This is a genomic window from Endozoicomonas atrinae, from assembly GCF_001647025.1.
Classification (GTDB): Bacteria; Pseudomonadota; Gammaproteobacteria; order Pseudomonadales; family Endozoicomonadaceae; genus Endozoicomonas; species Endozoicomonas atrinae.
In genome coordinates this window covers 12,421-34,812 of sequence record NZ_LUKQ02000041.1, presented here as the reverse complement: position 1 = coordinate 34,812, position 22,392 = coordinate 12,421, and the positions used below count along the sequence as shown (strand labels likewise).

23 protein-coding genes and 1 pseudogene are annotated in these 22,392 nt (G+C 48.7%); 18 read left to right on the top strand and 6 right to left on the bottom strand.

The features are described 5' to 3' along the window. Window positions 1-154: 154 nt before the first annotated feature. Complete coding sequence (locus AK963_RS08225; RefSeq protein ID WP_066014976.1) at window positions 155-532, top strand: hypothetical protein; 378 nt, start codon at window positions 155-157, stop codon at window positions 530-532. 1 nt (window position 533) lies between these two features. Here AK963_RS08225 and AK963_RS08220 read toward each other — a convergent pair whose 3' ends face one another. Next, the gene (locus AK963_RS08220; RefSeq protein ID WP_066014975.1) at window positions 534-1,028 is read right to left on the bottom strand and encodes a DUF2937 family protein; all 495 of its coding nucleotides are present in this window, start codon (window positions 1,026-1,028) and stop codon (window positions 534-536) included. An 87-nt stretch (window positions 1,029-1,115) separates the two neighbouring features. Between AK963_RS08220 and AK963_RS08215 the strand changes: the two genes are divergently transcribed. Both AK963_RS08215 and AK963_RS08210 read left to right on the top strand, forming a co-directional pair. Continuing rightward, a complete protein-coding gene (locus tag AK963_RS08215; protein ID WP_083232538.1) occupies window positions 1,116-1,676 on the top strand; it encodes a GNAT family N-acetyltransferase in 561 nt (186 codons plus the stop codon). Between the two features lie 103 nt (window positions 1,677-1,779). Further along, on the top strand, window positions 1,780-2,589 hold the full coding sequence (locus AK963_RS08210) for a class I SAM-dependent methyltransferase (RefSeq protein WP_066014974.1): 810 nt from the start codon (window positions 1,780-1,782) through the stop codon (window positions 2,587-2,589). A gap of 131 nt (window positions 2,590-2,720) precedes the next feature. On the opposite strand, the gene AK963_RS08205 is transcribed toward AK963_RS08210, so the two are convergent. Then, on the bottom strand, window positions 2,721-4,406 hold the full coding sequence (locus AK963_RS08205; protein WP_066014973.1) for a phytoene desaturase family protein: 1,686 nt from the start codon (window positions 4,404-4,406) through the stop codon (window positions 2,721-2,723). A 178-nt stretch (window positions 4,407-4,584) separates the two neighbouring features. On the opposite strand from AK963_RS08205, the gene AK963_RS35195 reads away from it, so the two are divergent. Continuing rightward, window positions 4,585-4,689: a hypothetical protein gene (locus tag AK963_RS35195; protein WP_238593669.1), complete on the top strand. Its 105-nt coding sequence runs from the start codon at window positions 4,585-4,587 to the stop codon at window positions 4,687-4,689. A gap of 190 nt (window positions 4,690-4,879) precedes the next feature. Here the strand turns inward: AK963_RS35195 and AK963_RS35190 are convergent. Continuing rightward, a pseudogene (locus tag AK963_RS35190) lies at window positions 4,880-5,623 on the bottom strand (SDR family NAD(P)-dependent oxidoreductase). Between the two features lie 135 nt (window positions 5,624-5,758). Between AK963_RS35190 and AK963_RS08195 the strand changes: the two are divergent. The 5 genes from AK963_RS08195 (at window position 5,759) to AK963_RS08180 (ending at window position 9,108) form a co-directional block, all read left to right on the top strand. Beyond that, the gene (locus AK963_RS08195) at window positions 5,759-6,358 is read left to right on the top strand and encodes a LysE/ArgO family amino acid transporter (RefSeq protein WP_066014972.1); all 600 of its coding nucleotides are present in this window, start codon (window positions 5,759-5,761) and stop codon (window positions 6,356-6,358) included. Window positions 6,359-6,373: 15 nt separating this feature from the next. Next, a complete protein-coding gene (locus AK963_RS33160) occupies window positions 6,374-6,520 on the top strand; it encodes a hypothetical protein (RefSeq protein ID WP_175404474.1) in 147 nt (48 codons plus the stop codon). Between the two features lie 122 nt (window positions 6,521-6,642). Further along, window positions 6,643-7,272 (top strand): hypothetical protein, encoded by a 630-nt coding sequence (locus AK963_RS08190; RefSeq protein WP_139117310.1) that lies wholly within the window; start codon window positions 6,643-6,645, stop codon window positions 7,270-7,272. Window positions 7,273-7,356: 84 nt separating this feature from the next. Further along, on the top strand, window positions 7,357-8,535 hold the full coding sequence (locus tag AK963_RS08185; RefSeq protein WP_066014970.1) for a MerR family transcriptional regulator: 1,179 nt from the start codon (window positions 7,357-7,359) through the stop codon (window positions 8,533-8,535). 21 nt (window positions 8,536-8,556) lie between these two features. Beyond that, entirely contained in the window at window positions 8,557-9,108 is a 552-nt protein-coding gene (locus tag AK963_RS08180; protein ID WP_066014969.1) for a GNAT family N-acetyltransferase, read from the top strand. Between the two features lie 45 nt (window positions 9,109-9,153). Here AK963_RS08180 and AK963_RS08175 read toward each other — a convergent pair whose 3' ends face one another. After that, on the bottom strand, window positions 9,154-10,065 hold the full coding sequence (locus tag AK963_RS08175; RefSeq protein WP_066014968.1) for a pseudouridine-5'-phosphate glycosidase: 912 nt from the start codon (window positions 10,063-10,065) through the stop codon (window positions 9,154-9,156). Window positions 10,066-10,444: 379 nt separating this feature from the next. On the opposite strand from AK963_RS08175, the gene AK963_RS08170 reads away from it, so the two are divergent. The 4 genes from AK963_RS08170 to AK963_RS08155 all read left to right on the top strand — a co-directional run bounded on the left by AK963_RS08170 (window position 10,445) and on the right by AK963_RS08155 (window position 14,632). Next, window positions 10,445-11,761, top strand: coding sequence for a dicarboxylate/amino acid:cation symporter (locus AK963_RS08170; RefSeq protein WP_238593668.1), 1,317 nt, complete (start codon window positions 10,445-10,447; stop codon window positions 11,759-11,761). A 118-nt stretch (window positions 11,762-11,879) separates the two neighbouring features. After that, window positions 11,880-12,524 carry a thiamine phosphate synthase gene (gene thiE, locus AK963_RS08165; RefSeq protein WP_066014966.1) on the top strand — a complete coding sequence of 215 codons (645 nt, stop codon included), beginning with the start codon at window positions 11,880-11,882 and terminating at the stop codon, window positions 12,522-12,524. A gap of 84 nt (window positions 12,525-12,608) precedes the next feature. Then, window positions 12,609-13,892 carry a glutamate-1-semialdehyde 2,1-aminomutase gene (gene hemL, locus AK963_RS08160; protein ID WP_066014964.1) on the top strand — a complete coding sequence of 428 codons (1,284 nt, stop codon included), beginning with the start codon at window positions 12,609-12,611 and terminating at the stop codon, window positions 13,890-13,892. A gap of 92 nt (window positions 13,893-13,984) precedes the next feature. Beyond that, on the top strand, window positions 13,985-14,632 hold the full coding sequence (locus AK963_RS08155; protein ID WP_139117309.1) for a hypothetical protein: 648 nt from the start codon (window positions 13,985-13,987) through the stop codon (window positions 14,630-14,632). 58 nt (window positions 14,633-14,690) lie between these two features. Here AK963_RS08155 and AK963_RS08150 read toward each other — a convergent pair whose 3' ends face one another. Then, complete coding sequence (locus AK963_RS08150; RefSeq protein WP_066014960.1) at window positions 14,691-15,017, bottom strand: DUF1820 family protein; 327 nt, start codon at window positions 15,015-15,017, stop codon at window positions 14,691-14,693. Between the two features lie 491 nt (window positions 15,018-15,508). Here AK963_RS08150 and miaB point away from each other — a divergent pair, with 491 nt between their 5' ends. The 5 genes from miaB (at window position 15,509) to lnt (ending at window position 21,144) form a co-directional block, all read left to right on the top strand. Beyond that, on the top strand, window positions 15,509-16,858 hold the full coding sequence (gene miaB / locus AK963_RS08145; protein ID WP_066014959.1) for a tRNA (N6-isopentenyl adenosine(37)-C2)-methylthiotransferase MiaB: 1,350 nt from the start codon (window positions 15,509-15,511) through the stop codon (window positions 16,856-16,858). Window positions 16,859-17,054: 196 nt separating this feature from the next. Continuing rightward, window positions 17,055-18,188 carry a PhoH family protein gene (locus tag AK963_RS08140; protein ID WP_066014958.1) on the top strand — a complete coding sequence of 378 codons (1,134 nt, stop codon included), beginning with the start codon at window positions 17,055-17,057 and terminating at the stop codon, window positions 18,186-18,188. Further along, the gene (gene ybeY, locus AK963_RS08135) at window positions 18,188-18,649 is read left to right on the top strand and encodes an rRNA maturation RNase YbeY (protein ID WP_066014957.1); all 462 of its coding nucleotides are present in this window, start codon (window positions 18,188-18,190) and stop codon (window positions 18,647-18,649) included. The genes AK963_RS08140 and ybeY overlap by 1 nt, the downstream gene beginning before the upstream one ends. Before the next feature lie 90 nt (window positions 18,650-18,739). Next, a complete protein-coding gene (locus AK963_RS08130; protein ID WP_066014955.1) occupies window positions 18,740-19,582 on the top strand; it encodes an HlyC/CorC family transporter in 843 nt (280 codons plus the stop codon). Then, window positions 19,582-21,144, top strand: coding sequence for an apolipoprotein N-acyltransferase (gene lnt / locus AK963_RS08125; RefSeq protein ID WP_066014952.1), 1,563 nt, complete (start codon window positions 19,582-19,584; stop codon window positions 21,142-21,144). Before AK963_RS08130 ends, lnt begins: the two co-directional genes overlap by 1 nt. A gap of 11 nt (window positions 21,145-21,155) precedes the next feature. On the opposite strand, the gene AK963_RS08120 is transcribed toward lnt, so the two are convergent. After that, on the bottom strand, window positions 21,156-22,043 hold the full coding sequence (locus tag AK963_RS08120) for an ankyrin repeat domain-containing protein (protein ID WP_066014951.1): 888 nt from the start codon (window positions 22,041-22,043) through the stop codon (window positions 21,156-21,158). Between the last annotated feature and the right edge of the window lie 349 nt (window positions 22,044-22,392).

The window sequence follows — 22,392 nt, the reverse complement described above, 5'->3', positions numbered from 1 at the left end:
GAAAATCAACATCATTAAAACCTTCGGGTAGCTGTGGTCGACGAGACATCTGTTCTAGATAATGCATGGTAATGATGCCTAAGCATAGTTGGCGGCAGCTTAAGGATTTAGAAAATGCGATTGGTATTACTCGGATCAGGTGACGGCTGCCGTTATGAGAAAAGAGATCGCACAAGAAGCCTATCGATACATGCAGCAATACTGTCGGGGAAAGCAGCTTAACCCTGGCTATGATGATGATCTTTACCAGAGACTGGTGGTACAGCGCGGTCTTTCTAAAATGTTCAAGAACGGTGAATACGGTTATATGACCGATATTATCTTTGCCGCCCGACGGTTACAGAGGCCGGTCATGGTGATTAATCGCAGCGGCAAAGAATGTTTTACCGTCGACAGTCAGGGCACGGTGCTTCAATCACTGAACACACTGGCAGATGCTTCCAGACTTCCTCGCAACACCATCATTATGGTATGGGATCGAACCGAGGCTAATAACCCCGGAAGTGATCACTTTATGCTTGTAAAACGATAATTCAGGCTCTGGCCTTTCTGGTAGAGAGCATCCTGAAAGGCAGGGTCAACAATGCACTGAGTAACAGTGCAATCAACACACTGTATCCCAGGTCATTAAATGAGAGCGGGATACCGGGCTTAAAATTAACCAACACTCTCTCGAGTGTTTTCCACTGTTTTGGTGAACTGATAAACCAAGCCCGTTCAAAGTAGTTGCCGTTAATTAAAGTAGCCAATGACTGAGCCTGCTCATCGTACTCCTGCAATGTCTGCTGCTTCTGTCGGGCATCATCTTTTATTATGGGGCTCGGGTTTTGTAACAAATCACTAATCATCGCGAACTCATCAGGGTATCCATGCCTGGCTGCAGTGCTTCGGAAGCCTTCAAGCTGGAGTTTTGTCGCTTCGTAGTAACCACTCAGATACTGCACATAGTGGTCAGACAGCACCGGTACCTGCAACGCGATCAGCAATAAGCCGCCAAACAGCAGTTTATCGAGTAAGTTAACAATCAAGCTTGCTCCTGTTTATCCATTGAATAATGATTTGCTCCATTTCTTTCATCTTATTATATTCACCCGCTGTAGCAAGGAATCGAAGCAATGACGAGTCCTTTCTTTGCAGGCGCTATCAAGATAACACGTTATATGGAACTGATAACCCAACAGCTTCTGCTACGCCCCTTCCAGAAGGCTGATGTTGAACCTCTATTCAACATTCAGCGGGATCAGGAGGCAATGCAATTCACATTTAATGTGCAACACATGGAAGAATCTGAGTCTTATCTCACTACTCATGCTGAACAGAAGGATATTGTCGGCTTTGCCCCCTGGACGGTTAGCCTGAAAGAAGACAAAACCGTGATTGGCTGGGGTGGTTTGATGGAAGACCCTTTCGACCCGGGCTATGGCCCTGAAATCGCCTATTTTTTCAACAAGAATTACTGGGGAAAAGGTTTGGCCACTGAACTGGTTAAGGCATCCATTACTTATGGTTTTGAGCACTTAAAGCTGGAGGTTATCGGGGCCTTTGCCCGCCCGGAAAATCTGGCATCCATTCGGGTTCTGGAAAAGTGTGGCTTCAGTTATAAAAGCTACAACACCATCATTGAACGAAATTACTTCCAGGTGACACCGGATACCGCTCAGCCAATGTACCGCTGACAGTATACGCATTGGAAGAGCAAGTCCCATCCGATCTGCTACCTTTGTTCTTTCTTACAGCCATTCAGGCTCCGTAAATCCAAAGAAAAAAGGCCTTCACCCAATGTCAGGACTTGCCCAATCCTTTTCAGGAGCCGTGCCTGAAAACTACGACCGGTATATTTTTGCAACATTTCTGCGGCCATTTGCAGAAGAAATGGCAGCCCGTCTACGAAACACGGCTTCGAAGAACATTCTGGAAACCGCAGCAGGTACTGGTTCCGGCTCACTGATCCTGCAAAAGAGTCTTGAGTCAGGAACCTTCTATACGGTATCTGATATCAGCAGCGATATGCTGACAATGGCTAAAGAAAAGCTGGGCAATACGGCCGGTGTTTATTTTGATCTGGCGGATGCCTGTGACCTGCCCTATGACAGCAACCATTTTGATTCAGTGGTCAGTATGTTTGGCCTGATGTATTACGATGATAAGCCCACCGCACTCCGGGAAGCCCACAGGGTTCTTAAACCACGAGGTAAGTTACTGTTCTGCGTTTGGGATCGTCTGGACAAAAATATACTCAGTTATCACTTCTACCATAAAGCTGCACGCTACTTTGATGGTGAACTGCCCCAGTTTCATAAACTGCCTCACAACTGTGCCAGCCTGGACTTTCTGAAAACGGAGCTTGAATCAGCAGGTTTTGAGAACATTAATATCACCGTTGTAAAAAAGCCGACTGAAGAATGCTCCCCCCAAAAGGCGGCCATAAGCTTTATCACTGGCACTCCTCTTTTTTACGAACTTCAGGAACGGGGAATTGATCACGACCAGGTCATCAGCGAAATGGCGGCAGAGTTAACAGATATTTTTGGGGAAAACCTGAAGGGCATACCAAGGCAGGCACTGTTTGTGGAAGCCAGTAAAGGCTGACTTTGCTCTTGAGAAAGAGCTTTAGCCATATGATTTTTTCCACCACGAAGAGACAAAGTCACGAAGAAAAGCTTTTCTTTGTGTCTCTGTGCCTTTGTGGTAAAGAAGTTATACCTTTATCAAGAAGACATTCAAACGGCCTCTTCTGTCTCCTCTTCTCTATTTTCGGAAACAACCGTCAACGGCTTTTGTTGTTCAGGTTTCCAGCTTTGCACCTGCTTCAGCATCTTCCAGCCACCGACCAGTCCCAGCACAGAACCGGCAGTCATCAGCCCTGACATGGCTGCACCTACCACACCGGCGGTCATTACATCCTGCCCTGTCAGATAAAGACCGGCTATATCCGTTTTGGGTTTCAACCAGTGCTGGTTAAATCGATTGGGGTCGTGACTTAGCCCGTAGATTTCACCTTTCTTATAAAAGCAGAAAAAGTCAGTAGATAACGGTGTTGAGAGCTCATAGTAATCAACTTTCCCCCGTAGCTGAGGCAGCTTTTCATAGAGCACTTCAAGCAGGCGTTCAGAAAAGCCTTCTTTCAACGCATCATAATCCTCACCACGTTTTCCCCAGGTTTCGTCTTTCCACTGCTCAAACCATTCATATTTTGCCGGAGCCACAATTTCAATAGTGGCACGATTGGGGTAACGCTCATCCCAGCTGGCATCCTTAGCCGATGGGAATGATATATATACAACGGGAAATGGATGATTACTGTCTTTTAAAAAGCGATCAACATTCTGGCCATGATGTTCATCCTGATAGATCCAGAAGTTGGTCTTGGGTAAATCGAGGTTTTCTGCCGTATCGGCAATACCGATATACATCCCCAGGTGGGTCATGGAAGGTGTTACCTGGTTCAGCTTATCCAGATAACCGGTCGCTCTTGCCGTGGATTCAGGCAGCAGGCGACTAAATGTATTAAAGACACCGGCATTGCTGATAACTCTCTGAGCTCGTATGTCGGTACCATCTTTCATTTTGACGCCCACTGCCCGACCATTCTCAATCAGAATTTCGGCAACCTCGGCATAGGTGAAAAGCTCTCCACCACTGGCCTGAATCTGGGGAATCATGGTTTCGGCTATGCGTGAGGCTCCACCAATCGGGTAGTAACCGCCAAACATATAATGTCTGGCAATCAGGGCATGCACCATAAAGCTGGACTGCTCCGGTGGAAGGCCATTATCCCCCCACTGCCCGGTTAGCACAGCAATCAATTTTTTATTGCTGGTCAGGCGGCTGAGCACATCGACGGTAGGTTCATTAAAAAACGACGGCAGCTTTCCTTTTCCCGCCAGGCGCATGACTTTATTCATCCAGCCCGGCAACAGTTTCCGGGCAGAGAAAGCAGGCATGGCATTGGACACTTGCTTAAGCAGGCTAAGGTACTGATCAATGGCGTCAGTTTCATCCGGAAAGTATTGAACCATCTGCTTCCGAAAGGCGTCTTTACCCCGGATCAGATCATACTGATCTTCCCCCAGGTAAAAACGGTCATAATTATCAGCCATGGGTGACCACTGGAGTTCTCCATCGGTCAGGTAACCAAACAGCGCTCCTGCCATGGTCTTCGGGTTACCCACATCCCCAACATAGTGAACCCCCACATCCCACTCATAACCATTGCGGCTGTAACTGTGACTGAAACCACCTGCGGTGTAATGCTGCTCAAGCACCAGTACTTTCTGCCCAGCCTTGGAAAGGCAAACGGCAGCAGCCATACCACCAGGGCCTGAGCCAATCACAATCGTGTCATAAGGTCCTTCCAGCCGGTTGCTGCGGTAACGGCGCCCGATTCGGATCGTACTGGGTTTCATTCAACCACCTTTTTTATTCTTATTATTCTATTTTGCTTAGTTGTTTTGCAGGCCATCTTGATGAGCTTGATCTGCGAACTCGTATTTAAAAGACTTAAGCTTCTTTGGATGCACAGTACTTGAGCCTGATGTTTTTGCCAACCTGGTTCACTATATTGAAGCAGGAAATATCAAACCAGTGATCGTACATACTTTCCCACTGGATCAAATTGCGCAAGCTCAGGAAGTGTTTCTGCAGAAAAGGCATACTGGGAAGATTGTATTATCTGTTACGGAGAAATAATTCCCTTCCGTCGATATATTTGAATAGGCTGCGAGTCCACCATGGCCTTTATACAGAAAATAACCCTTTACGCCTTATTTCCAGATCAGCAGGCTTTGTTGTAAAAAAATAGAGTCACGGGAGTTGGAATACATAACCATCTCCCGCTATACCATGATGCTTGATCAGTGTTAATGCCTGAAAAAAGAGACTACTGACAGGTATACCCACCATCAACCGGAACCAGTGCTCCGGTCATAAAGCTGTTTTCTGATGACAATAGATAACAGGCCAGACTCGCAATTTCAGCAGGTTTGGAAACTCTCTTAATCGGCTGAGCACCTTCAAGCATATCCATAATTTCTGATTCACTGACTCCACTCAGCTGGTTAAATCCGGTAACTGCCTTTTTCAGAAGGCCGGTTTCACACGTTCCCGGGCAGATACAGTTCACTCGGATATTAAAGGGTGCATAATCAATAGCCGTGCTTTTTGTAAGCTGGGCGATGGCACCTTTACTCATGCCATAGGCCGCACTACTTCCTTTACCAACAAACGACTGGTCAGACCCCATAAGCAGAATGGATCCACTCTCCTGTTTTCTCATTACAGGAAGCACTGCTTTTCACAGGTAGAAGATACCGAAACAATTAATACTGATGATTTTCTGCATATCTTCAATAGCAGTCTCTTCAATCGTTCCAAATTTATGAATGCCGGCATTGGCAAAGAGAGCATCAATTTTTCCTTCTGCAGCTATGACACTTTGCACAGCATTCTGAACCTGGTCAAAGCTGGACACATCACAGGGAATAAATTTTGAGCCTACGGCTTCTGACTCAACAATATCCAGGTTATACACTCTGGCTCCTTCACCAGATAGCCTTTGCCCTGTCTCCAAGCCAATCCCCGAAGAGCCACCACTGACAATCACAACTTTATTTTGAAATCGCATGACAACTCACCCCTGCGAGAAAGGGTCAAGAATAGTCTCAGTATTTCATTTCAGCCATCGGCTTTTCGTCTGTTATGATTTCCCGTCAAAGTACGCTTACTGATCCAATAAAAATTTCTAAAACAGGTTGTTACGTTGTCTGCATATCTTTCCGGTTTCTCTCTCAGCTTGTCACTAATCCTGGCCATTGGCTCTCAAAATGCCTTTGTACTAAAACAGGGAATCAAGAAGCACTATGTGTTCCTGGTCTGCCTGCTTTGTGCACTTTCCGACGCACTGCTAATCTCCCTGGGCGTTGCTGGCTTTGGTGTTGTAGTTGAACAGTTCCCGGAAATTGAGGTTTTTGCCCGCTACGGTGGTGCTGCCTTTCTTATTGTCTATGCCCTGTTGAGCTTTCGCTCAGCCTTTACGGAAACCCATGTCCTTGATGAGAATGCCAGTATTCCCAGGTCCATATGGAAAACCATGACTGTCTGCCTGGCCTTTACCTGGCTGAATCCGCATGTTTATCTGGATACCGTAGTACTTCTGGGTTCCATCTCAACCCAGTATGAAGGACAGCAACTGGAGTTTACGCTGGGAGCTGTCACCGCCTCCTTCACGTTCTTCTTTAGTCTTGGCTATGGTGCAAGACTGCTAAGCCCGCTGTTTCAAAACCCGAAGTCATGGAAATTACTGGAATTCTTTGTGGGCCTGACCATGCTGACCATTGCCAGTTCACTGGTACTCACCTGACTGATTTTCTTCAATATGCTTCTGGATGCATCCCGCCCGTCCCAGCTGCATGACAACCGCAAAGCCATAGGCAAGGCTGAAAAAGTCCCGTCAGATCTGCTGGCCGCTATTAAGGCTATTCTGGTGAAGCAGCCTCCCGCACCGAAACTTTATGGCCAGTAAAATGTCTTAATTATCCTTACCAAAAGCCAGGCCTGGGCTGGGACCAAAGTCATCTTCTACCGCGGAAATACTAGTTCCTCCCCCCCAACCCACAGGACCTGAAAGCATGGGTCTGGAAGTCAATGATAACGGGTAATACAGCCTCTGTTTCACCACCTACGTTGCGTTCCCCGCAAGCATGTAGATACGCCAACTCATGTTTTTTTGCTGCCAGACGTGTCTGCTGGACATTGAAGGAAAGTCAGACACCGTTATCCGCTGAGGAGATCCGTGGCTATATAGGGAAAACCTATGGAAGGAGCCATGGGCGTATTGATCAAAGGCTGTTTGAGAGAATCATTGAGGTATCTATCAGTAAGAAATGGCTGACAAAGCACACTTCTACAGAGAGTAAATATGAATCATCACAAATATTAAAAGCAGGTAGGAATTGGCTTAATGGAGACATTGACGATTTTCAGAGACAGTTCAGTGCTGAAGAGACCAGATCGTTGGTCATGGGGAACATCGAATTGAAGGTGGGGCATCATTATAGTGGTCTCGAGTTCGCTGAAATTCTTGAGAACCGCCGTAGATGGAATGACATCATTAGCTCTAATACGTCTTCATCAGATAATAACTTTCCTGAAGGGTACGAAGATATTGTTCATGAATTAAGCAAAGAATGGAAAAAGGTGGAAAAGGATGCCCGTAAGGGAAATGCCGTTTTTTATTCGAGTTCCTCCACCTCTCCGGATATGACTGGGCAATGAAGCTTCGTGCATTGTTTCTATTGACCTGACTATAGCTTCATAGTTTATCTTGCATTCCATCCAGAAAGAGCCAGGTGCACATGAATGTATCGAATATCAGAACTGGCTGAACAGGTTGGCTTGTCTCGGGCCACGCTTATCTATTACGAGAAGATTGGACTGATAAAAGGCAGGCGACAGGCTAATGGTTATCGTATCTACAGTGATCGAGATGTCCAGCGGCTCCACCTGATCCAACAGTTACAGGCTGGCGGATTAACGCTGAAAGAGTGTCAGGCCTGCCTCGATGCCAAAGTTGAACGGCAAATACTTCTCAACCGACTCCATCAGCTTGATGAAGAGATTGCCCAAAAGCAGCAGTCACGACAGTTACTGGCTGCCCTGCTGGGAGAAGGTGAACTTACTTCATGGCATGAGCAGGTCGATAAAATTGCACCTGACGCCCATCTGGATTGGTTAATAAAGCAGGGTTTTGATGAGAAAAACGCCCTGCGATTGAAGTGGTTATCAAAAGATATGAACAGTCATCAAGCGTATATGGCCGATTTCATGCATGTTTTTGACACGCTGGACCGATGGGGACCTGGCTCAGAAGCAGAAACCCTGAAAGCCCTGGCACAAGTACCCGCTTCTCCACAAACCATTCTTGAACTGGGCTGCGGAAAAGGTATCGCTACAACAGTATTGGCTCAGAACTCCGGTGCTCAGATCACGGCCGTTGATAATGATGAACCGGCATTAACCCGCCTGATGGAACGGGCCAATGACGCCGGGGTGGCCGAACGTATCGCTACCTGTTGTGCCAGTATGACGGATCTGCCTTTTGAACCAGAGAGCTTTGACCTTATCTGGGCCGAGAGCTGCGCCTATGTTATGGGAACCACCAATGCACTGAAGCAGTGGCGCAACCTGCTGAAACAAGACGGAGTGCTGGTCATCAGTGACCTGGTATGGCAAACCCAGACGCCGGACAAAGAAGCCAGGGCTTTCTGGGAAAAAGAGTACCCGGATCTGGTAACGGCAGAAGAACGTATACAACAGGCAACGGCAGCAGGCTATCGGGTAATTGACAGCTTTGCCTTAAGCAATCAGGCCTGGCATGCCTACTACGAACCTCTTGAGATGCGGGTCAATGACTTGAAAGCCGAAATGGCTGACTCAGCCGCATTGAGAGATATACAGACCGAGCTGAACATTTACCACAACTACCTTGGGCAGTATGGCTATCAAATGTTTGTGCTACAGCGCTCAGAAAAGATGTAATTGATTTGGAGGTATGGAAACGTGGAATTTTCAGTTTATAACCCAGGCGAAACTGACGAGATCAGAAATCTATTTACCAGAACCTTTACTGACTCAGAAAGCGAAGCGGAAGGAATCATGGTCGGTAACCTGGCCTATGAAGTAATGAATACAACGAACAACAGTGACCTCTTTGTTTTTGTTGCCCGGGATCATAGTCGCCCCCCTGGTGAACAGGTTGCAGGCTGCATTATTTTTTCCCGACTAACCTTTGACAGCGATATTGATGCCTTTCTGCTGTCTCCCGTTGCGGTCAGCACTGATCACCAAGGTAAAGGCACAGGCCAGGCACTAATCAATTTTGGCCTGAGCACATTAAAAGACAATGGCACAAAGTTGGTATTCACTTACGGTGACCCAAACTATTACTCACGCACAGGATTTGGACCTGTCAGTGAAACCGTGATCAAGGCGCCACTGCCTTTGTCCCACCCGGAAGGTTGGTTAGGCCAGTCACTGGTCAGTAAGGAGATTGAGCCAATCGATGGCAAACCACAATGCGTCGAGGCGATGAATAAGCCTGAAATCTGGTAATCAGGAAAAAGAGTAGTCAACTGATCTGTGACTACTCTTTTCTGTTCAGCAATAATCGCAGGCAATTTGAGCTGCCAGCTGAACATTGTTTTTCAGCAACTCAATATTTGTCGCCAGTGATCGTCCTCTGGTTGCTTCATGCAGTCTTTTAATCAGCCAAGGGGTAATGGCTTTTCCTGTCACCCCCTCCGACGCCATGTCCTGAAGAGCCCCTTCCATAATCACTTCCACTTCCTCCAGGGTCAGTGACTGCGACTTCTCAACCGGGTTGGTAATTAATACACCACCATCGACTCCAAGCGACCAACGGGCACGAAGAATATTAGCTACCTCTACTGGACTGTCTGCACGACAGTCTACCGCCCATTGTGTTTCCCGGACGTAGAAGCCAGGCAGCTTATGCGTACCGTAACCAACGACGGTAACCCCCATGGTTTCCAGATATTCCATCGTCAACCCAAGATCCAGAATAATCTTGGGTCCTGCACAGACTACCGCCACCGGCGTTCTGGCCAGCTCCTGCAAGTCTGCAGAGATATCAAAGGTTTCCTGGGCACCACGGTGAACACCACCAATACCGCCGGTAGCAAAAATACGAATACCGGCCTTTGCGGCAATGATCATAGTGGATGCAACCGTGGTGGTTCCATTTTCTCCCTTGGCCATCAGCCAGGGTAAATCCCGCCGACTGGCTTTATGCATCTCCTGACTGTGGCTTCCGATATAGTCAATTTCTGCTTCTGAAAGGCCTGCTTTCAGACGCCCCTTCAAAATGGCCGTGGTAGCAGGCACAGCACCAGTATCGCGAATGATTTTCTCCACGGCATGAGCAGTTTCAACATTCTCAGGCCAGGGCATACCATGACTCAGAATGGTTGACTCCAGTGCAACCACGGGCTGCCCCCTGGCCAGGGCTTTCGAAACTTCAGGGCTGATATCGAGGCATTGTGATGGCATGGCACGTCTCCAAAACAAGGTTTGACAACAATAGCAGCGAATAATTACTGAAATGCTTTCTGGCTTCTGACAGCCCCACTTTTGTTAAGCCACATAAAGTGGTGGAGGCAGATAAAGCGCTTGCAACCTCTATCTTGCCACGACTGCCATGCACTCCCCCCCGTGTAAATCCTTCCAAATCTCGTTAAGCATCCTCCGCCCCCTTGATTTCAGGCACCATCAGGAAATTCGACAATTTTCATCTAAAATAATGATTTACCCCAAAAAAACACCAAAATTTCACCTCAAGCGGGAACTTGTTCCTGATAAAATGTTCCAAGTTAGTAATGGGGGCATTGTTCAGCAGAGCCGTTTCACTTTTACGATGAGTGGAGAGTGTATGATGCAGAAAAATCTAGCCCCTCAGATACTGATCGCCCTTATACTGGGTATGGTCACGGGTATCATTATCCAGCTGGTCTCCTCCCCCGAAGGTCTTATTCAGGAATACCTGGTCAGTGGCCTCTTTCATGCCGTTGGCGTGATGTTCGTGGCAATGATAAAAATGCTGGTTGTCCCCCTTATTTTTGTCTCTATTGTCCACGCCGTTTGCAGCCTTAATGACATTACACAGGTTGGACGACTGGGTGCGAAAACATTTGGGATCTATTTAGGCAACACCTTCTTTGCCATCCTGTCAGCCATTGTTATTACATTGATGATTGCACCAGGCACTGGTGCCAACCTGGGCCACGTTGATCAACTGGTTCGTTCCGGCCAGTCTGAACTCCCATCGCTACTGAATATGATTATTAATGTGGTACCAGTAAACCCCTTTCAGGCGGTGGTGGAAGGCAATATCCTGCAGATTCTCTTTATGGCAATCATTACCGGTGTCGCCATAAAGAAACTGGAAAATCACGAAACACACAGTGTCAGCAATGCTTTTTCCCTGGCGAACAGTGTAATGATGAAACTGATTGGCATGGTCATGAGCCTGGCACCCTATGGTGTTTTCTTTCTAACTGCCAAACTGGCCGCCACATTAAACGGCAGCAGCATTTTAAGTGTGCTTTCCTATGTGGTGACCTGCCTGCTTATTATGAGCCTCTGGCTATTTGTCATTTATCCAATATTGATTGGGCTGGTCATTAAACGTTCCCCGATGGTGTTTATCCGCCACACACGTGAACAGGTCATGTTTGCCCTCTCCACTGCCAGCTCTAATGCTTCCATCCCGATTACGTATCAGACACTGATCGAAAAGTTCAAAGTCCCGGAACATATCGCGGGCTTCACTGTCCCCCTGGGAGCTACCATCAATATGTCAGGCTCAGCCATTTACATGACTGTTGCCGCTCTGTTTGTAGCCAATGCCTGGCATGTGGACCTGACCCTGTTGGAAATGGGCACCATGGGATTCACTACCTTTCTCCTGGCTGTCGCAACTGGTGGTATACCTGGCGGAGCAGCAGTATCTACCGGTGTACTGTTACACACCATGGGTCTTCCGGTTGAAGCCATGGCGATTATTCTTGCTACTGACCGGATTACCGATGCTGGTTGCACTGTTACCAATGTCGTTGGCAATACGGTTGCAGGCATTCTCTGCGCCGTGGGTGAATCCTCTCCCGAAATCAGCGAAGAAAATACATCAGGGAACGGAAGTGTTGCTATCGATTCTGATGCGTTACCGGGAAAGCCTGACCTTTGTTAGAGCAGAGTCAAACTGAACATGATAAAAGCTGGTCTCATGGCTAATAATGAACGTCCCCTAAAGACAAGGGCAATAAACTGGTATACTCTGCCGGTTATTTAATAATTGGGTATGGACCATGCATAGATTTCACGGCCTGTACGGTGTTACCGATAGTCAACTGCAACCCGATGACAGAATACTGATCGAGACGGTAGAACAGGCTCTGATGGGCGGTATGAAAGTCCTTCAATACCGTGATAAAAGCCTCGATTCCGGCAAAAGACTGCGACAGGCTGGAGCACTGAAGGTTCTTTGCCATCAATACCAGGCCATGCTGATCATCAATGATGATGTCGAGTTGGCGCTTGATGTAGAGGCCGATGGTGTTCATCTTGGTCAGCAGGATGAAAGTCTTGCCTATGCCAGAGAGCGGCTGGGTGATTACGCCATTATCGGTATCAGCTGTGAGAACTCTCTGGAAAAGGCAAAAGCAGCCGTTGAGCAGGGCGCCAACTATATTGCCTTTGGCAAGTTTTTCCCCTCCCGAACCAAGCCCGATGCAAAAAATGCTGAACTTTCCATTCTTTCAGATGCCCGGGAAATGTTTGACCTGCCGATCGTCGCTATTGGGGGCATTACAATGGACAATGCTTCTGACGTTATTTCTGCCGGCGCTGATATGGTTGCCGTCGTAAACAACCTGTTTGCGGCGCAGAATATCCGGGATCGGGCCCAGGGTTTTATGGCTCTGTTCCACGATACACAGCGTGAAGCTGTTTAATCTCCCGTCATCGCAAAATAAAGAATAGCTGCTATAACATCGAGTTTAATCTGCACAGCATATTTTAAGTAAGGAATTGCCACCATGTCTCGTTCGGAAGAACTTTTTGAAGATGCCCAGACGGTCATCCCCGGGGGGGTAAACTCACCGGTCAGAGCATTTAAAGGAGTTGGCGGTAAGCCCATCTTTTTTAAAAAAGCCCGGGGTGCGCATCTTTATGATGTGGATGGCAGGGAATATATTGACTACATCGGCTCCTGGGGGCCTATGATACTGGGTCACAACCACCCGGATGTGATCGCTGCTGTTCGTGATCAGGCACTTGCCGGCCTGAGTTTTGGTGCGCCAACCGAGCTGGAAACCCGACTGGCCAAAATGGTACGGGAGATGGTTCCTTCCATGGAACTTCTGCGCATGGTCAACTCCGGTACAGAAGCGACCATGAGTGCCATTCGTCTGGCTCGCGGCTTTACCGGCCGTGATCGAATCGTCAAGTTTGAAGGCTGCTACCATGGTCACTCTGACTCCCTGCTGGTAAAAGCAGGTTCAGGAGCTCTGACTCTGGGTGTACCCAATTCACCGGGCGTACCCGCCGCGCTGGCCGAAAAAACCATCACTCTGACCTACAACAACCTTGCCGAGGTTGAAGACACTTTCAAACAGGTAGGTGATGAAATTGCCTGCATCATCATTGAGCCAGTAGCCGGCAACATGAACTGCATTCCACCAGCCCCTGGTTTTCTGGAAGGGTTGCGCATGCTCTGTGATGAATACGGCACTGTTCTTATATTTGACGAGGTTATGACTGGCTTCCGTGTTGCTCTCGGTGGTGCACAAGCCTATTACGGCGTAAAGCCCGACCTGACAACTCTGGGTAAAATTATTGGCGGTGGCCTGCCGGTGGGTGCTTTTGGTGGTCGAAGAGACATTATGGAACATCTGGCGCCACTGGGTCCTGTGTATCAGGCCGGAACACTCTCTGGCAACCCTCTGGCCATGGCGGCTGGCCTGGCAACACTGGAAAACCTCTCTACCCACGGTTTTCATGAAGCCCTGACTGAGAAAACAGCTACCCTGCTGAGAGGCCTGAAGGAAAAAGCAGAAATCGCCGGTATTCCTTTCACCACGTCTCAGGTAGGCGGCATGTTCGGTCTATTTTTCACAGAGCAGCAAAATGTCGACTGTTTTGCCAAAGTGATGGCGTGTGATACTGACCGTTATGCCAAATTCTTCCATGGCATGCTGGATAATGGCGTATACTTGGCGCCCTCAGCATTTGAGGCTGGATTCATTTCCATTGCCCATGGTCAGGCAGAACTGGACGCCACATTGAAGGCGGCAGAGAAAGCATTCGCCCGGCTGAGCTGAATCAGTAGATAGAGAACGAGGTATGGAGTAATTGCATACACCTGCCTTGTTTGTTCTCTCCAGGTAGAAAATAATCCAATGGTTACACCGTCTTGCAAACAATGAGTTCTCTGGCCATTTCCGATGCCGTACTGGCCTTTGCCTGCCTTTTCGCTGTATTCCTGATGGCACAGCAAAAGGGTTTTGCTGAAGTACATCGCTTTTCTGCCACTGCTGCGCTGTTGGGATTCCTGCTAATGGCACTGGCATCCATTACGGGTAGCCTGCGTTATGGTATCTCCAGTGCCTGGGCTGGCCCGCACGAAATGCTGGTCAATGCCGCCATGTTTCTTGCCCCTCCACTGACAGGAATTGCAACCTGTCTTGGCGTTACCGTCAGCAGCTGGAGTCGGGCAGCCTGGGGCAGGCTGATATTGGGAGTGTGCGTCGTTTACGAAGTCTGTCGATGGTACGGTGTAGACATCATTTACCGCGATCTGCAAATGGCAGTACTGCTGATTTTCGCATTATATCTGCTATTACGTTCATCGGTAGAGTCTGGCCCAAAGTGGCTGATCATTGCTTCAGTTGCCAGCTATTTTACCGGTGCGTTGATTATCGGAACGGAAGGCACACTGGCCGGCTACCTCAGGCTGGATTTATTCCGGTACCTGATTGGGCTTGGCAACCTTCTGCTGAGTAGTGGTCTGTATCTACTCTTTAAAAACCGATATCAAAACGACAGTCAGGTATCGGCCTGACCCAGAAGTGAAAGCATGAAGTAACCCATCAGCAAAAGGGGGGATATCCCCCCCTAAATCAATCCCTGCTGGGAATATGCGGCATCACAGGAAAAGGTCGAACATTATCCCCTTTCGCTTCAGACACCTTGCCCGTTCCCTCTTTTTCCACCTCATCAATACGAATAATCGTATTCAGAGGAATATAGCTGCGCTTAACCCCCTCAAAGGCTGCCTTGAGCTTCTCTTCACCCGGGTCAACCAGAAGCTGACTGCGCTCACCGAAGACAAACTCCTCAACCTCTATGAAGCCCCAGAGTTCACTCTGGAAGATCTGGCGGGCATAGATTTCAAACACTTCGCCCTGATTTTGAAAAATCACACGGAAAATGGGGGTTTTCGCCATTAGGTTCTAATACCACGTTAATTCTGCCCAAGCGTTTTTCGGCTTAAGCTGACAATAGGATTTCTGGGCGCAGATCATAACACAAAGCCTGACCGCAATGGTTTGCTTAAATACACTGGAAATGTACAAACCTGACAGGGTCTATTATTCGTCATCCCACTGCCAGACTCTGCAATGACCACAACCCGGCCTATGCAATCACTGTTTAACCGGACATATCATTGACTATCCTCCATGGTGCTGGGTAGCTATAATGCCCGGTTTACGAACAACAGGCTTAGCCTCGCTGCAGGTTTGAGCCCTTTGGAGCTTGCCTGGGAACAGCGCCCGTTATGAGGCTGCTGGGAATTGAGAATAGAAATTCGATTTTTCGAGGGGAATAGCAACGCTATTTGACGAGAGAAATCAGATTTATAGGCCAATTCCCGGCAGTCAAAGCAGGGCAGACTGTTTCCAGACAAGCTCCAGAGCACAAGCCAGTAAAGTGTGAAATGAGCAAAAAACTGTATATCAAGACTCACGGTTGTCAGATGAACGAGTACGATTCCGCCCGTATGGCCGATCTGCTCGGCGAGACCCATACCCTAGAGCTGACGGACAACCCGGAAGAAGCGGATGTCCTGCTGGTGAACACCTGTTCCGTTCGGGAAAAGGCTCAGGAAAAACTCTTCCACCAGCTGGGTCGCTGGAGAAAACTCAAAGAAAAGAACCCAGACCTGATCATTGGGGTTGGCGGCTGTGTCGCCAGCCAGGAAGGTGATGAGATCCGTAAGCGTGCACCTCAGGTGGATGTGGTATTTGGCCCACAGACCCTGCACCGCTTACCGGAAATGATTGACGCCAGCAAGGCCAATCATATTCCTGTCGTCGACGTTACCTTCCCGGAAATTGAAAAGTTTGACCGTCTGCCAGAACCCAGTGTCGATGGTCCAACGGCATTTGTTTCCATTATGGAAGGCTGTGACAAGTACTGCACATACTGCATCGTGCCCTATACCCGTGGTGCAGAAATCAGCCGTCCAATGGATGATGTTATTGCTGAATGTTACGGTCTGGCAGAAAAAGGCGTTCGGGAAATCAACCTGCTGGGACAAAACGTAAATGCCTTTCGTGGTGAAAAGCACGATGGTACTGTCTGTGACCTGGCGGAATTGATCACCCTGGTGGCAGCCATTGACGGGATTGACCGTATCCGCTTTACCACCTCTCATCCACTGGAGTTTTCGGACAGCCTGGTCAATGTCTACGCAGAAGTCCCTGAACTCGTCAGCCATCTGCACCTGCCAGTACAAAGTGGTTCAGACCGGGTTCTGCAACTGATGAAGCGGGAACACACCGCTGAAGACTACCTGAAGAAGATCCGACAGCTGCTGGTGATCCGCCCTGACCTGAAGCTTTCTTCAGACTTCATCGTCGGCTTCCCGGGGGAAACCGATCAGGACTTTGAAGATACCATGAACCTGATTGCCGAAGTGGGCTTTGATGCCTCTTTCAGCTTTATCTTCAGTAAACGACCTGGCACTCCGGCTTCCGACATGGAAGACAATGTTCCCGAGGAAGTGAAGAAACAGCGCCTGCAGATCCTGCAGAACCGCATTAATCAACAGGTTATTCAAATCAGTCGACGCCTGGTCGGCAGTACCCAGAAGATTCTGGTAACCGGCTACTCCAAGAAAGATCCAGGGCAATTATCAGGACGTACAGAGTGCAACCGGGTGGTGAACTTCCAATGCACTGATCCTCGCCTGATTGGCCATTTTGCCGATGTTGAGATTGTTGAAGCGTTGCCTCATTCTCTGCGTGGCACACTGATCAGCTCCGAGCTTGAAAGCGTTGCCTGATTCACTGAAAAAGAGACCGAGTGTCTCTTTTTCCCTATTTGGAATCCGCTGTCCAAGAATCAGGTTGTCTCTCAGGGTCCGTTGCGTTTTCGCCAGACACAATGCGAAACATCAACAGCCCCTGGGCTGGCTTACACCCAGTGTCCATCGTAATATCTTATTTGAATACAACTGCAGTAAAGGCTAAATACTGACTTTGAATACCAATATACAAGGACAGGACTTTCCCGGAAGTCGTGACGCCCCTGGCCAAAGCGCCACTCCCCAAAACGTCTGCCGCTTTTCTCTCGAGCCAGATGAACCGCTGAGGTTTGCTGAACTCTGCGGACAATTTAACCAGCATCTGAAACAAATCGAAGAACGGCTCGGAGTTACCATCCGCCACCGCGGCAATACCTTTGCTATCAGCGGCGATAGCGACCGTGCTGACGTAGCGGGCGAGGTAGTAAAACGCCTCTTCAGGGAAACCGGCAAGGACGAACCACTCAGCCCTAACACGGTTCACCTGTTCCTGCAGGAATCTGCCATTGAATGGATACATGAAGAGCCCGAAGACAAACTGATATCTCTACGTACCCGTAAAGGTCTGATTACTCCCCGGGGGCCTAACCAGCAAAACTATGTAAAATCGATTCTGCAGCACGATATCAACTTCGGCATTGGGCCGGCGGGTACCGGTAAAACCTACCTGGCGGTTGCCGCTGCAGTGCAGGCGCTGGAAGAAGAGCAGATCCGCCGCATCCTACTGGTACGCCCTGCCGTTGAAGCTGGGGAAAAACTGGGCTTCCTGCCGGGAGACCTGTCCCAGAAAATCGACCCTTATCTGAGGCCTCTCTATGATGCCCTATATGAAATGCTTGGTTTTGAGCGGGTTGACCGACTGATAGAGAAGAATGTTATTGAAGTTGCCCCTCTTGCCTATATGCGTGGTCGCACACTGAATAATTCATTTATCATTCTTGATGAGTCCCAGAATACCACTCAAGAGCAGATGAAGATGTTCCTGACTCGTATCGGCTTTGGTTCTACCGCTGTCATTACTGGTGATATCACACAGGTTGACTTGCCAAGAGGCACTCGCTCCGGTCTTGCCAGTGCTATTGACGTTCTCAAGGGTGTCGAAGGCATTGGCTTTACCTGGTTCACCGCCAAAGATGTGGTCCGCCACCCTCTGGTACAACGGATTGTTCAGGCCTATGACCGCTTTGACAAACTGACCCAGGAGCAGTCAGCAGGCCAAAGGGCTCGGCCTGTAAAAAAATCTTCCACTCCCAAAGCTGAAGACTCTCACTCGGCTGAAGGCTCCTCATCATCCAAAGGCGTGCAGTAATGGCCACGGTTCATATTGATGTGATGATTAACAGCACCAGCTCACCGCTTCCCGAACAGAGTGATTTGGAAAAGTGGGCTGCTGCAGCGGTTGGCCAGCACCGTCAGGAAGCTGAAATCAGCCTGCTGATTGTTGATGAGGAGGAAGGTGCTGAGCTGAACCGCCAGTGGCGGGGCAAGGAGGGGCCAACCAATGTTCTGTCTTTTCCTTCCGATCTTCCTGCCGAACTGGAGTTGCCATTACTGGGGGATTTGATTATCTGCGTCCCTGTTGTTGAGCGGGAAGCCATTGAACAGAAAAAAAGTCTCAATTCCCACTGGGCTCATATGATTGTTCATGGCACACTTCACTTGCTTGGCTATGATCACATTGACGATCAGGAAGCCGAAGAAATGGAGTCTCTGGAGACGGAAATTCTTGGTCAGCTTGGCTATCCTGATCCCTATCAGGATAAAGAGTAAACCTGAAAAGCTCCGGGCAATGAGTTACATTTCACATTCAGTAAACCGCCCACTGACATTCAGTGGGCACAGCCGTGAAGACAGAGGGCAATGAGCGACGACCATTCGACGGAAGATCATCCGTCACCATCATGGATGGACAAACTGACCAGCATGTTTCACCAGGATCCCAAAGACCGCAATGCACTTCTGGGGATGCTGAGAGACGCTGGAAGTCGGGGCATGCTGGATGATGAAGCACTGAGCATCATTGAAGGCGCAGTTCAGGTTGCGGACATGCAGGTCCGTGAAATCATGATTCCCCGCTCCCAGATGGTCTGTGTTGACGAAGACCAGAACCCCGAAGAATTTCTTCCCCAGGTTATTGAGTCTGCCCACTCCCGCTTTCCTGTTATTGGCGATACCAAGGATGAAGTCATTGGTATCCTGCTTGCCAAAGACCTGCTCCCACTGATCCTCAACACTGGCAGCAAGTTCAACATCAAAAATCATTTACGCCAAGCGACGTTTATCCCGGAAAGCAAACGCCTCAATGTTCTGCTCAGGGAGTTCCGTACCAACCGTAACCACATGGCCATTGTCATTGATGAGTTTGGTGGTGTTGCCGGCTTGGTCACCATTGAAGATGTGCTTGAGCAGATAGTGGGCGACATTGAAGATGAAACGGATGTTGATGAAGATACCTTTATCAAACCAGCCGACGACCTTGAGCACGCTTTTATTGTTAAAGCGCTGACGCCCATTGAAGACTTTAACGAGCAGTTTGCCACCAAGTTCCCGGATGATGAGTTCGATACCATTGGTGGTATTGTGATGCAGGAATTTGGTCATATGCCAACCCGTAATGAGTCCGTGGAGATTTCCGGCTTCCGTTTTGATGTACTGAATGCCGATGGTCGTCGGATTCGACTGCTACGGGTAACTCCCTGCTGATGCCTGCCCGTTCATCTCTACAGATCGTGCGTTACCTGCTGTCGCTGGCAGCAGGTGCAGCCCTCCCCCTGGGCTTCAGCCCTTTTGATTTCTGGCCAGCTCCCATGCTGGCCATTGGTATTATCTTTCTTCTGACCCGAACTCTGCCCATCAAGGCGGCAACACTTTGCGGCTTTCTTTTTGGTGTCGGTATGTTTGGGGCTGGCACATCCTGGATATACGTCAGTATCCACGAATTTGGTGCTGCATCTCCCATACTGGCAGGGCTGCTGACCGGACTTTTTGTCCTGGGCATTTCCGCCCTGATGATCATGCCGGTCTTTCTGCTGTATAGCTGGTTGAATCAACGAAAGGCTGAGCAAGCTAGCGCAAGCCGACTTCACCCATGGCAGCAGGCATTAGTGTTTTCCGGCCTGTGGGTTCTATTTGAGTCGGTTCGCAGCTGGCTGCTGACGGGCTTTCCATGGCTGCTGTCTGGCTATGCGCTCCTGGACACGCCATTTGCGGCCCTGGCTCCAGTTATTGGAACTTATGGCTTAAGCCTGCTGATTGTAGCCACAGCCTGCCTGTTGTTTGCCCTGGCTATTCCAGCGAAACAGCAGCGAACCCCCAATATTATTGCCTTACTCATCTTCCTTGGCTGCTGGGGACTGGCGTGGCCACTGACCAACATTCAATGGACAGAGAAAACGGGAGACCTATCGTTCAGTGCCATACAGGGTAATATTCCCCAGAACCTGAAGTGGGACCCTGACTATATTCACTCCACCATCAGTACATACATTGGCCTGAGTGAAGACCAGTGGGAGCAGGAACTGATTATCTGGCCGGAAAATGCCATCCCACTGTTTTACAACCGTGCCCAGGGCTTGATGACGCATCTGGACAGACTGGCTCGTCAGAACAACAGCACTCTGATTCTCGGCATGCCGGTGGATGATAACTCTGGCAGTGAAACCCGTTACTTCAACAGTATTCTGTCGATGGGGGAAGGCTATTCACCCACTGAAGGCCCTGGCCGCTACGATAAACAGAAACTGGTGCCCTTTGGTGAGTATGTCCCCATGGAATCCATACTGCGGGGGTTGATTGATTTCTTTAACCTCCCAATGTCGGAGTTCTCCCGCGGTGATTCAGAGCAAACCTTACTCAGGGCTGGTGAGGTAAAAATTGCTCCCTATATCTGTTACGAGGTGGTCTACCCGGATTTTGCCGCACAAATGGCTCAAGAGAGTGGACTGCTGATTACCATCAGTAACGATACCTGGTTTGGCAAATCCATAGGCCCTGTCCAGCACTTCCAGATCGCCCGTATGCGTGCACTGGAAACCGGGCGCTATATGATCCGTGCCACCAATGATGGAATTACCGCTCTGATTGATGAAAAGGGGGGGGTGATAGAAACCATTCCGCGCTTTACCAGTGGAGTGCTGTCATCTTCAGCTGAGGTTCGGGAAGGCCAGACGCCATTTATGACTTTTGGCTCTTGGCCTACCCTCCTTATCAGCTTACTGATGATCGCCTTGCCACTGCGTACACGAAAATACAAAGGAAAAAGTTAAGTGAAAGGCTCTCATACTTTGAGGGCCCCCATCGTTTGAGACAAGTCTATTTCAACTTCTTGGTGCTTTGGATCCAATCTTGGAAGAAGTTTTTCCCATTTAACAATTTCCTCTGCGTTCATCCTTTGTTCTTGAAGCCTGTTTTTTAAGTGGTCATAAGGAGTGAGCCCGCCTTTATCTTTAAGCGAAATACTTTTCTCAGCCCCATTATCTAACAACCACTCGCACACTTCAGGCATACCTGTTCTTACGTTACTGTGAAGAGGCGTGCTTCCTCCGGGAGATGTCTGGCGATTTTTCAGATCAGAAGCAGCACTTTCGTCAAAAGAAGCACAAAGCAGTACCATTACCTCCAGGTCACATTTACCAGCGGCCAAGTTCACCGGGCTATTGCCAGTACCATTAGAAGTAGCTTCCAGCTTGTTATCATCTTTCGTAAGCTCCTTAATTATAAATTCAACACCCTCTTTCCACCCTCTGAATAAAGCAAAATTCAATGCATCGTCTTTATTGATTGCTGGCATTACTGGATCCCCTTTAGGGTCCAAAACAGCAATCTCCTCAACCGGAATAGCTTTACATGACTGGGTTAACTGTTTAGCTAACTCAGGAATCTCAACCAGCCTTTTTAAAAGCTCTAAGCCTGAAGCATCTGCAGCCAGACAGGCCATGTGTCCAAGGGTCAATTCATGAGGCAGGCTGTAAGCTGGCAATTCAGACACGGAATTTTTCAGTGCCTCTTGAACAACTCCTTTCGCTGCACCGACATAAGCTCCAAAGGTGTTAGATTCAAGAAAAACACGAGCACCTGCAGAGTACACTTCAGTATTGCTGGCAACTGCCTCAGGAATAGGGCTAGTTCTCGGGGAATTTGCTAATGACGATGGCAAAGAGTCCATAATCACTCCTCAATTTATAGGTAATTGCCCTGTAATTGATCATTTTTTCTAAACAAAGTTTCATGTTGATCCTATGCGAGAACTTTGGGTGAAGCATGCTGGCTCAGAAAGACCCGCTATATCACAACTACCTCCAGATAAAAGCGGCCGCAGCAAACAACAACTGTGGGTTCAATCCTGTATTCTCAAGAACTTATCAGTACAGGAGGCCTGGCAATTTGCTGAAAAACTGGCTCACCTATTGACACTGCGATGTGCCTGTTAAGTGACATGGATACTGGAGTGTTAACCAAAGCAGCCGATGAGGCTGTGTATGCAACCAAAAAATGAAAAGCACAACGAGTTTTGA

Bases quoted from the DNA above. Each gene is read 5' to 3' on its own strand.
- AK963_RS08225 (WP_066014976.1), top strand. From the start codon at position 155: ATGAGAAAAGAGATCGCACAAGAAGCCTATCGATACATGCAGCAATAC.
- AK963_RS08215 (WP_083232538.1), top strand. From the start codon at position 1,116: ATGACGAGTCCTTTCTTTGCAGGCGCTATCAAGATAACACGTTATATG.
- AK963_RS08210 (WP_066014974.1), top strand. From the start codon at position 1,780: ATGTCAGGACTTGCCCAATCCTTTTCAGGAGCCGTGCCTGAAAACTAC.
- AK963_RS08205 (WP_066014973.1), bottom strand. From the start codon at position 4,406: ATGAAACCCAGTACGATCCGAATCGGGCGCCGTTACCGCAGCAACCGG.
- AK963_RS33160 (WP_175404474.1), top strand. From the start codon at position 6,374: ATGCTTCTGGATGCATCCCGCCCGTCCCAGCTGCATGACAACCGCAAA.
- AK963_RS08190 (WP_139117310.1), top strand. From the start codon at position 6,643: ATGATAACGGGTAATACAGCCTCTGTTTCACCACCTACGTTGCGTTCC.
- AK963_RS08185 (WP_066014970.1), top strand. From the start codon at position 7,357: ATGTATCGAATATCAGAACTGGCTGAACAGGTTGGCTTGTCTCGGGCC.
- AK963_RS08175 (WP_066014968.1), bottom strand. From the start codon at position 10,065: ATGCCATCACAATGCCTCGATATCAGCCCTGAAGTTTCGAAAGCCCTG.
- AK963_RS08170 (WP_238593668.1), top strand. From the start codon at position 10,445: ATGATGCAGAAAAATCTAGCCCCTCAGATACTGATCGCCCTTATACTG.
- thiE (WP_066014966.1), top strand. From the start codon at position 11,880: ATGCATAGATTTCACGGCCTGTACGGTGTTACCGATAGTCAACTGCAA.
- hemL (WP_066014964.1), top strand. From the start codon at position 12,609: ATGTCTCGTTCGGAAGAACTTTTTGAAGATGCCCAGACGGTCATCCCC.
- AK963_RS08150 (WP_066014960.1), bottom strand. From the start codon at position 15,017: ATGGCGAAAACCCCCATTTTCCGTGTGATTTTTCAAAATCAGGGCGAA.
- miaB (WP_066014959.1), top strand. From the start codon at position 15,509: ATGAGCAAAAAACTGTATATCAAGACTCACGGTTGTCAGATGAACGAG.
- ybeY (WP_066014957.1), top strand. From the start codon at position 18,188: ATGGCCACGGTTCATATTGATGTGATGATTAACAGCACCAGCTCACCG.
- AK963_RS08130 (WP_066014955.1), top strand. From the start codon at position 18,740: ATGAGCGACGACCATTCGACGGAAGATCATCCGTCACCATCATGGATG.
- lnt (WP_066014952.1), top strand. From the start codon at position 19,582: ATGCCTGCCCGTTCATCTCTACAGATCGTGCGTTACCTGCTGTCGCTG.
- AK963_RS08120 (WP_066014951.1), bottom strand. From the start codon at position 22,043: ATGGACTCTTTGCCATCGTCATTAGCAAATTCCCCGAGAACTAGCCCT.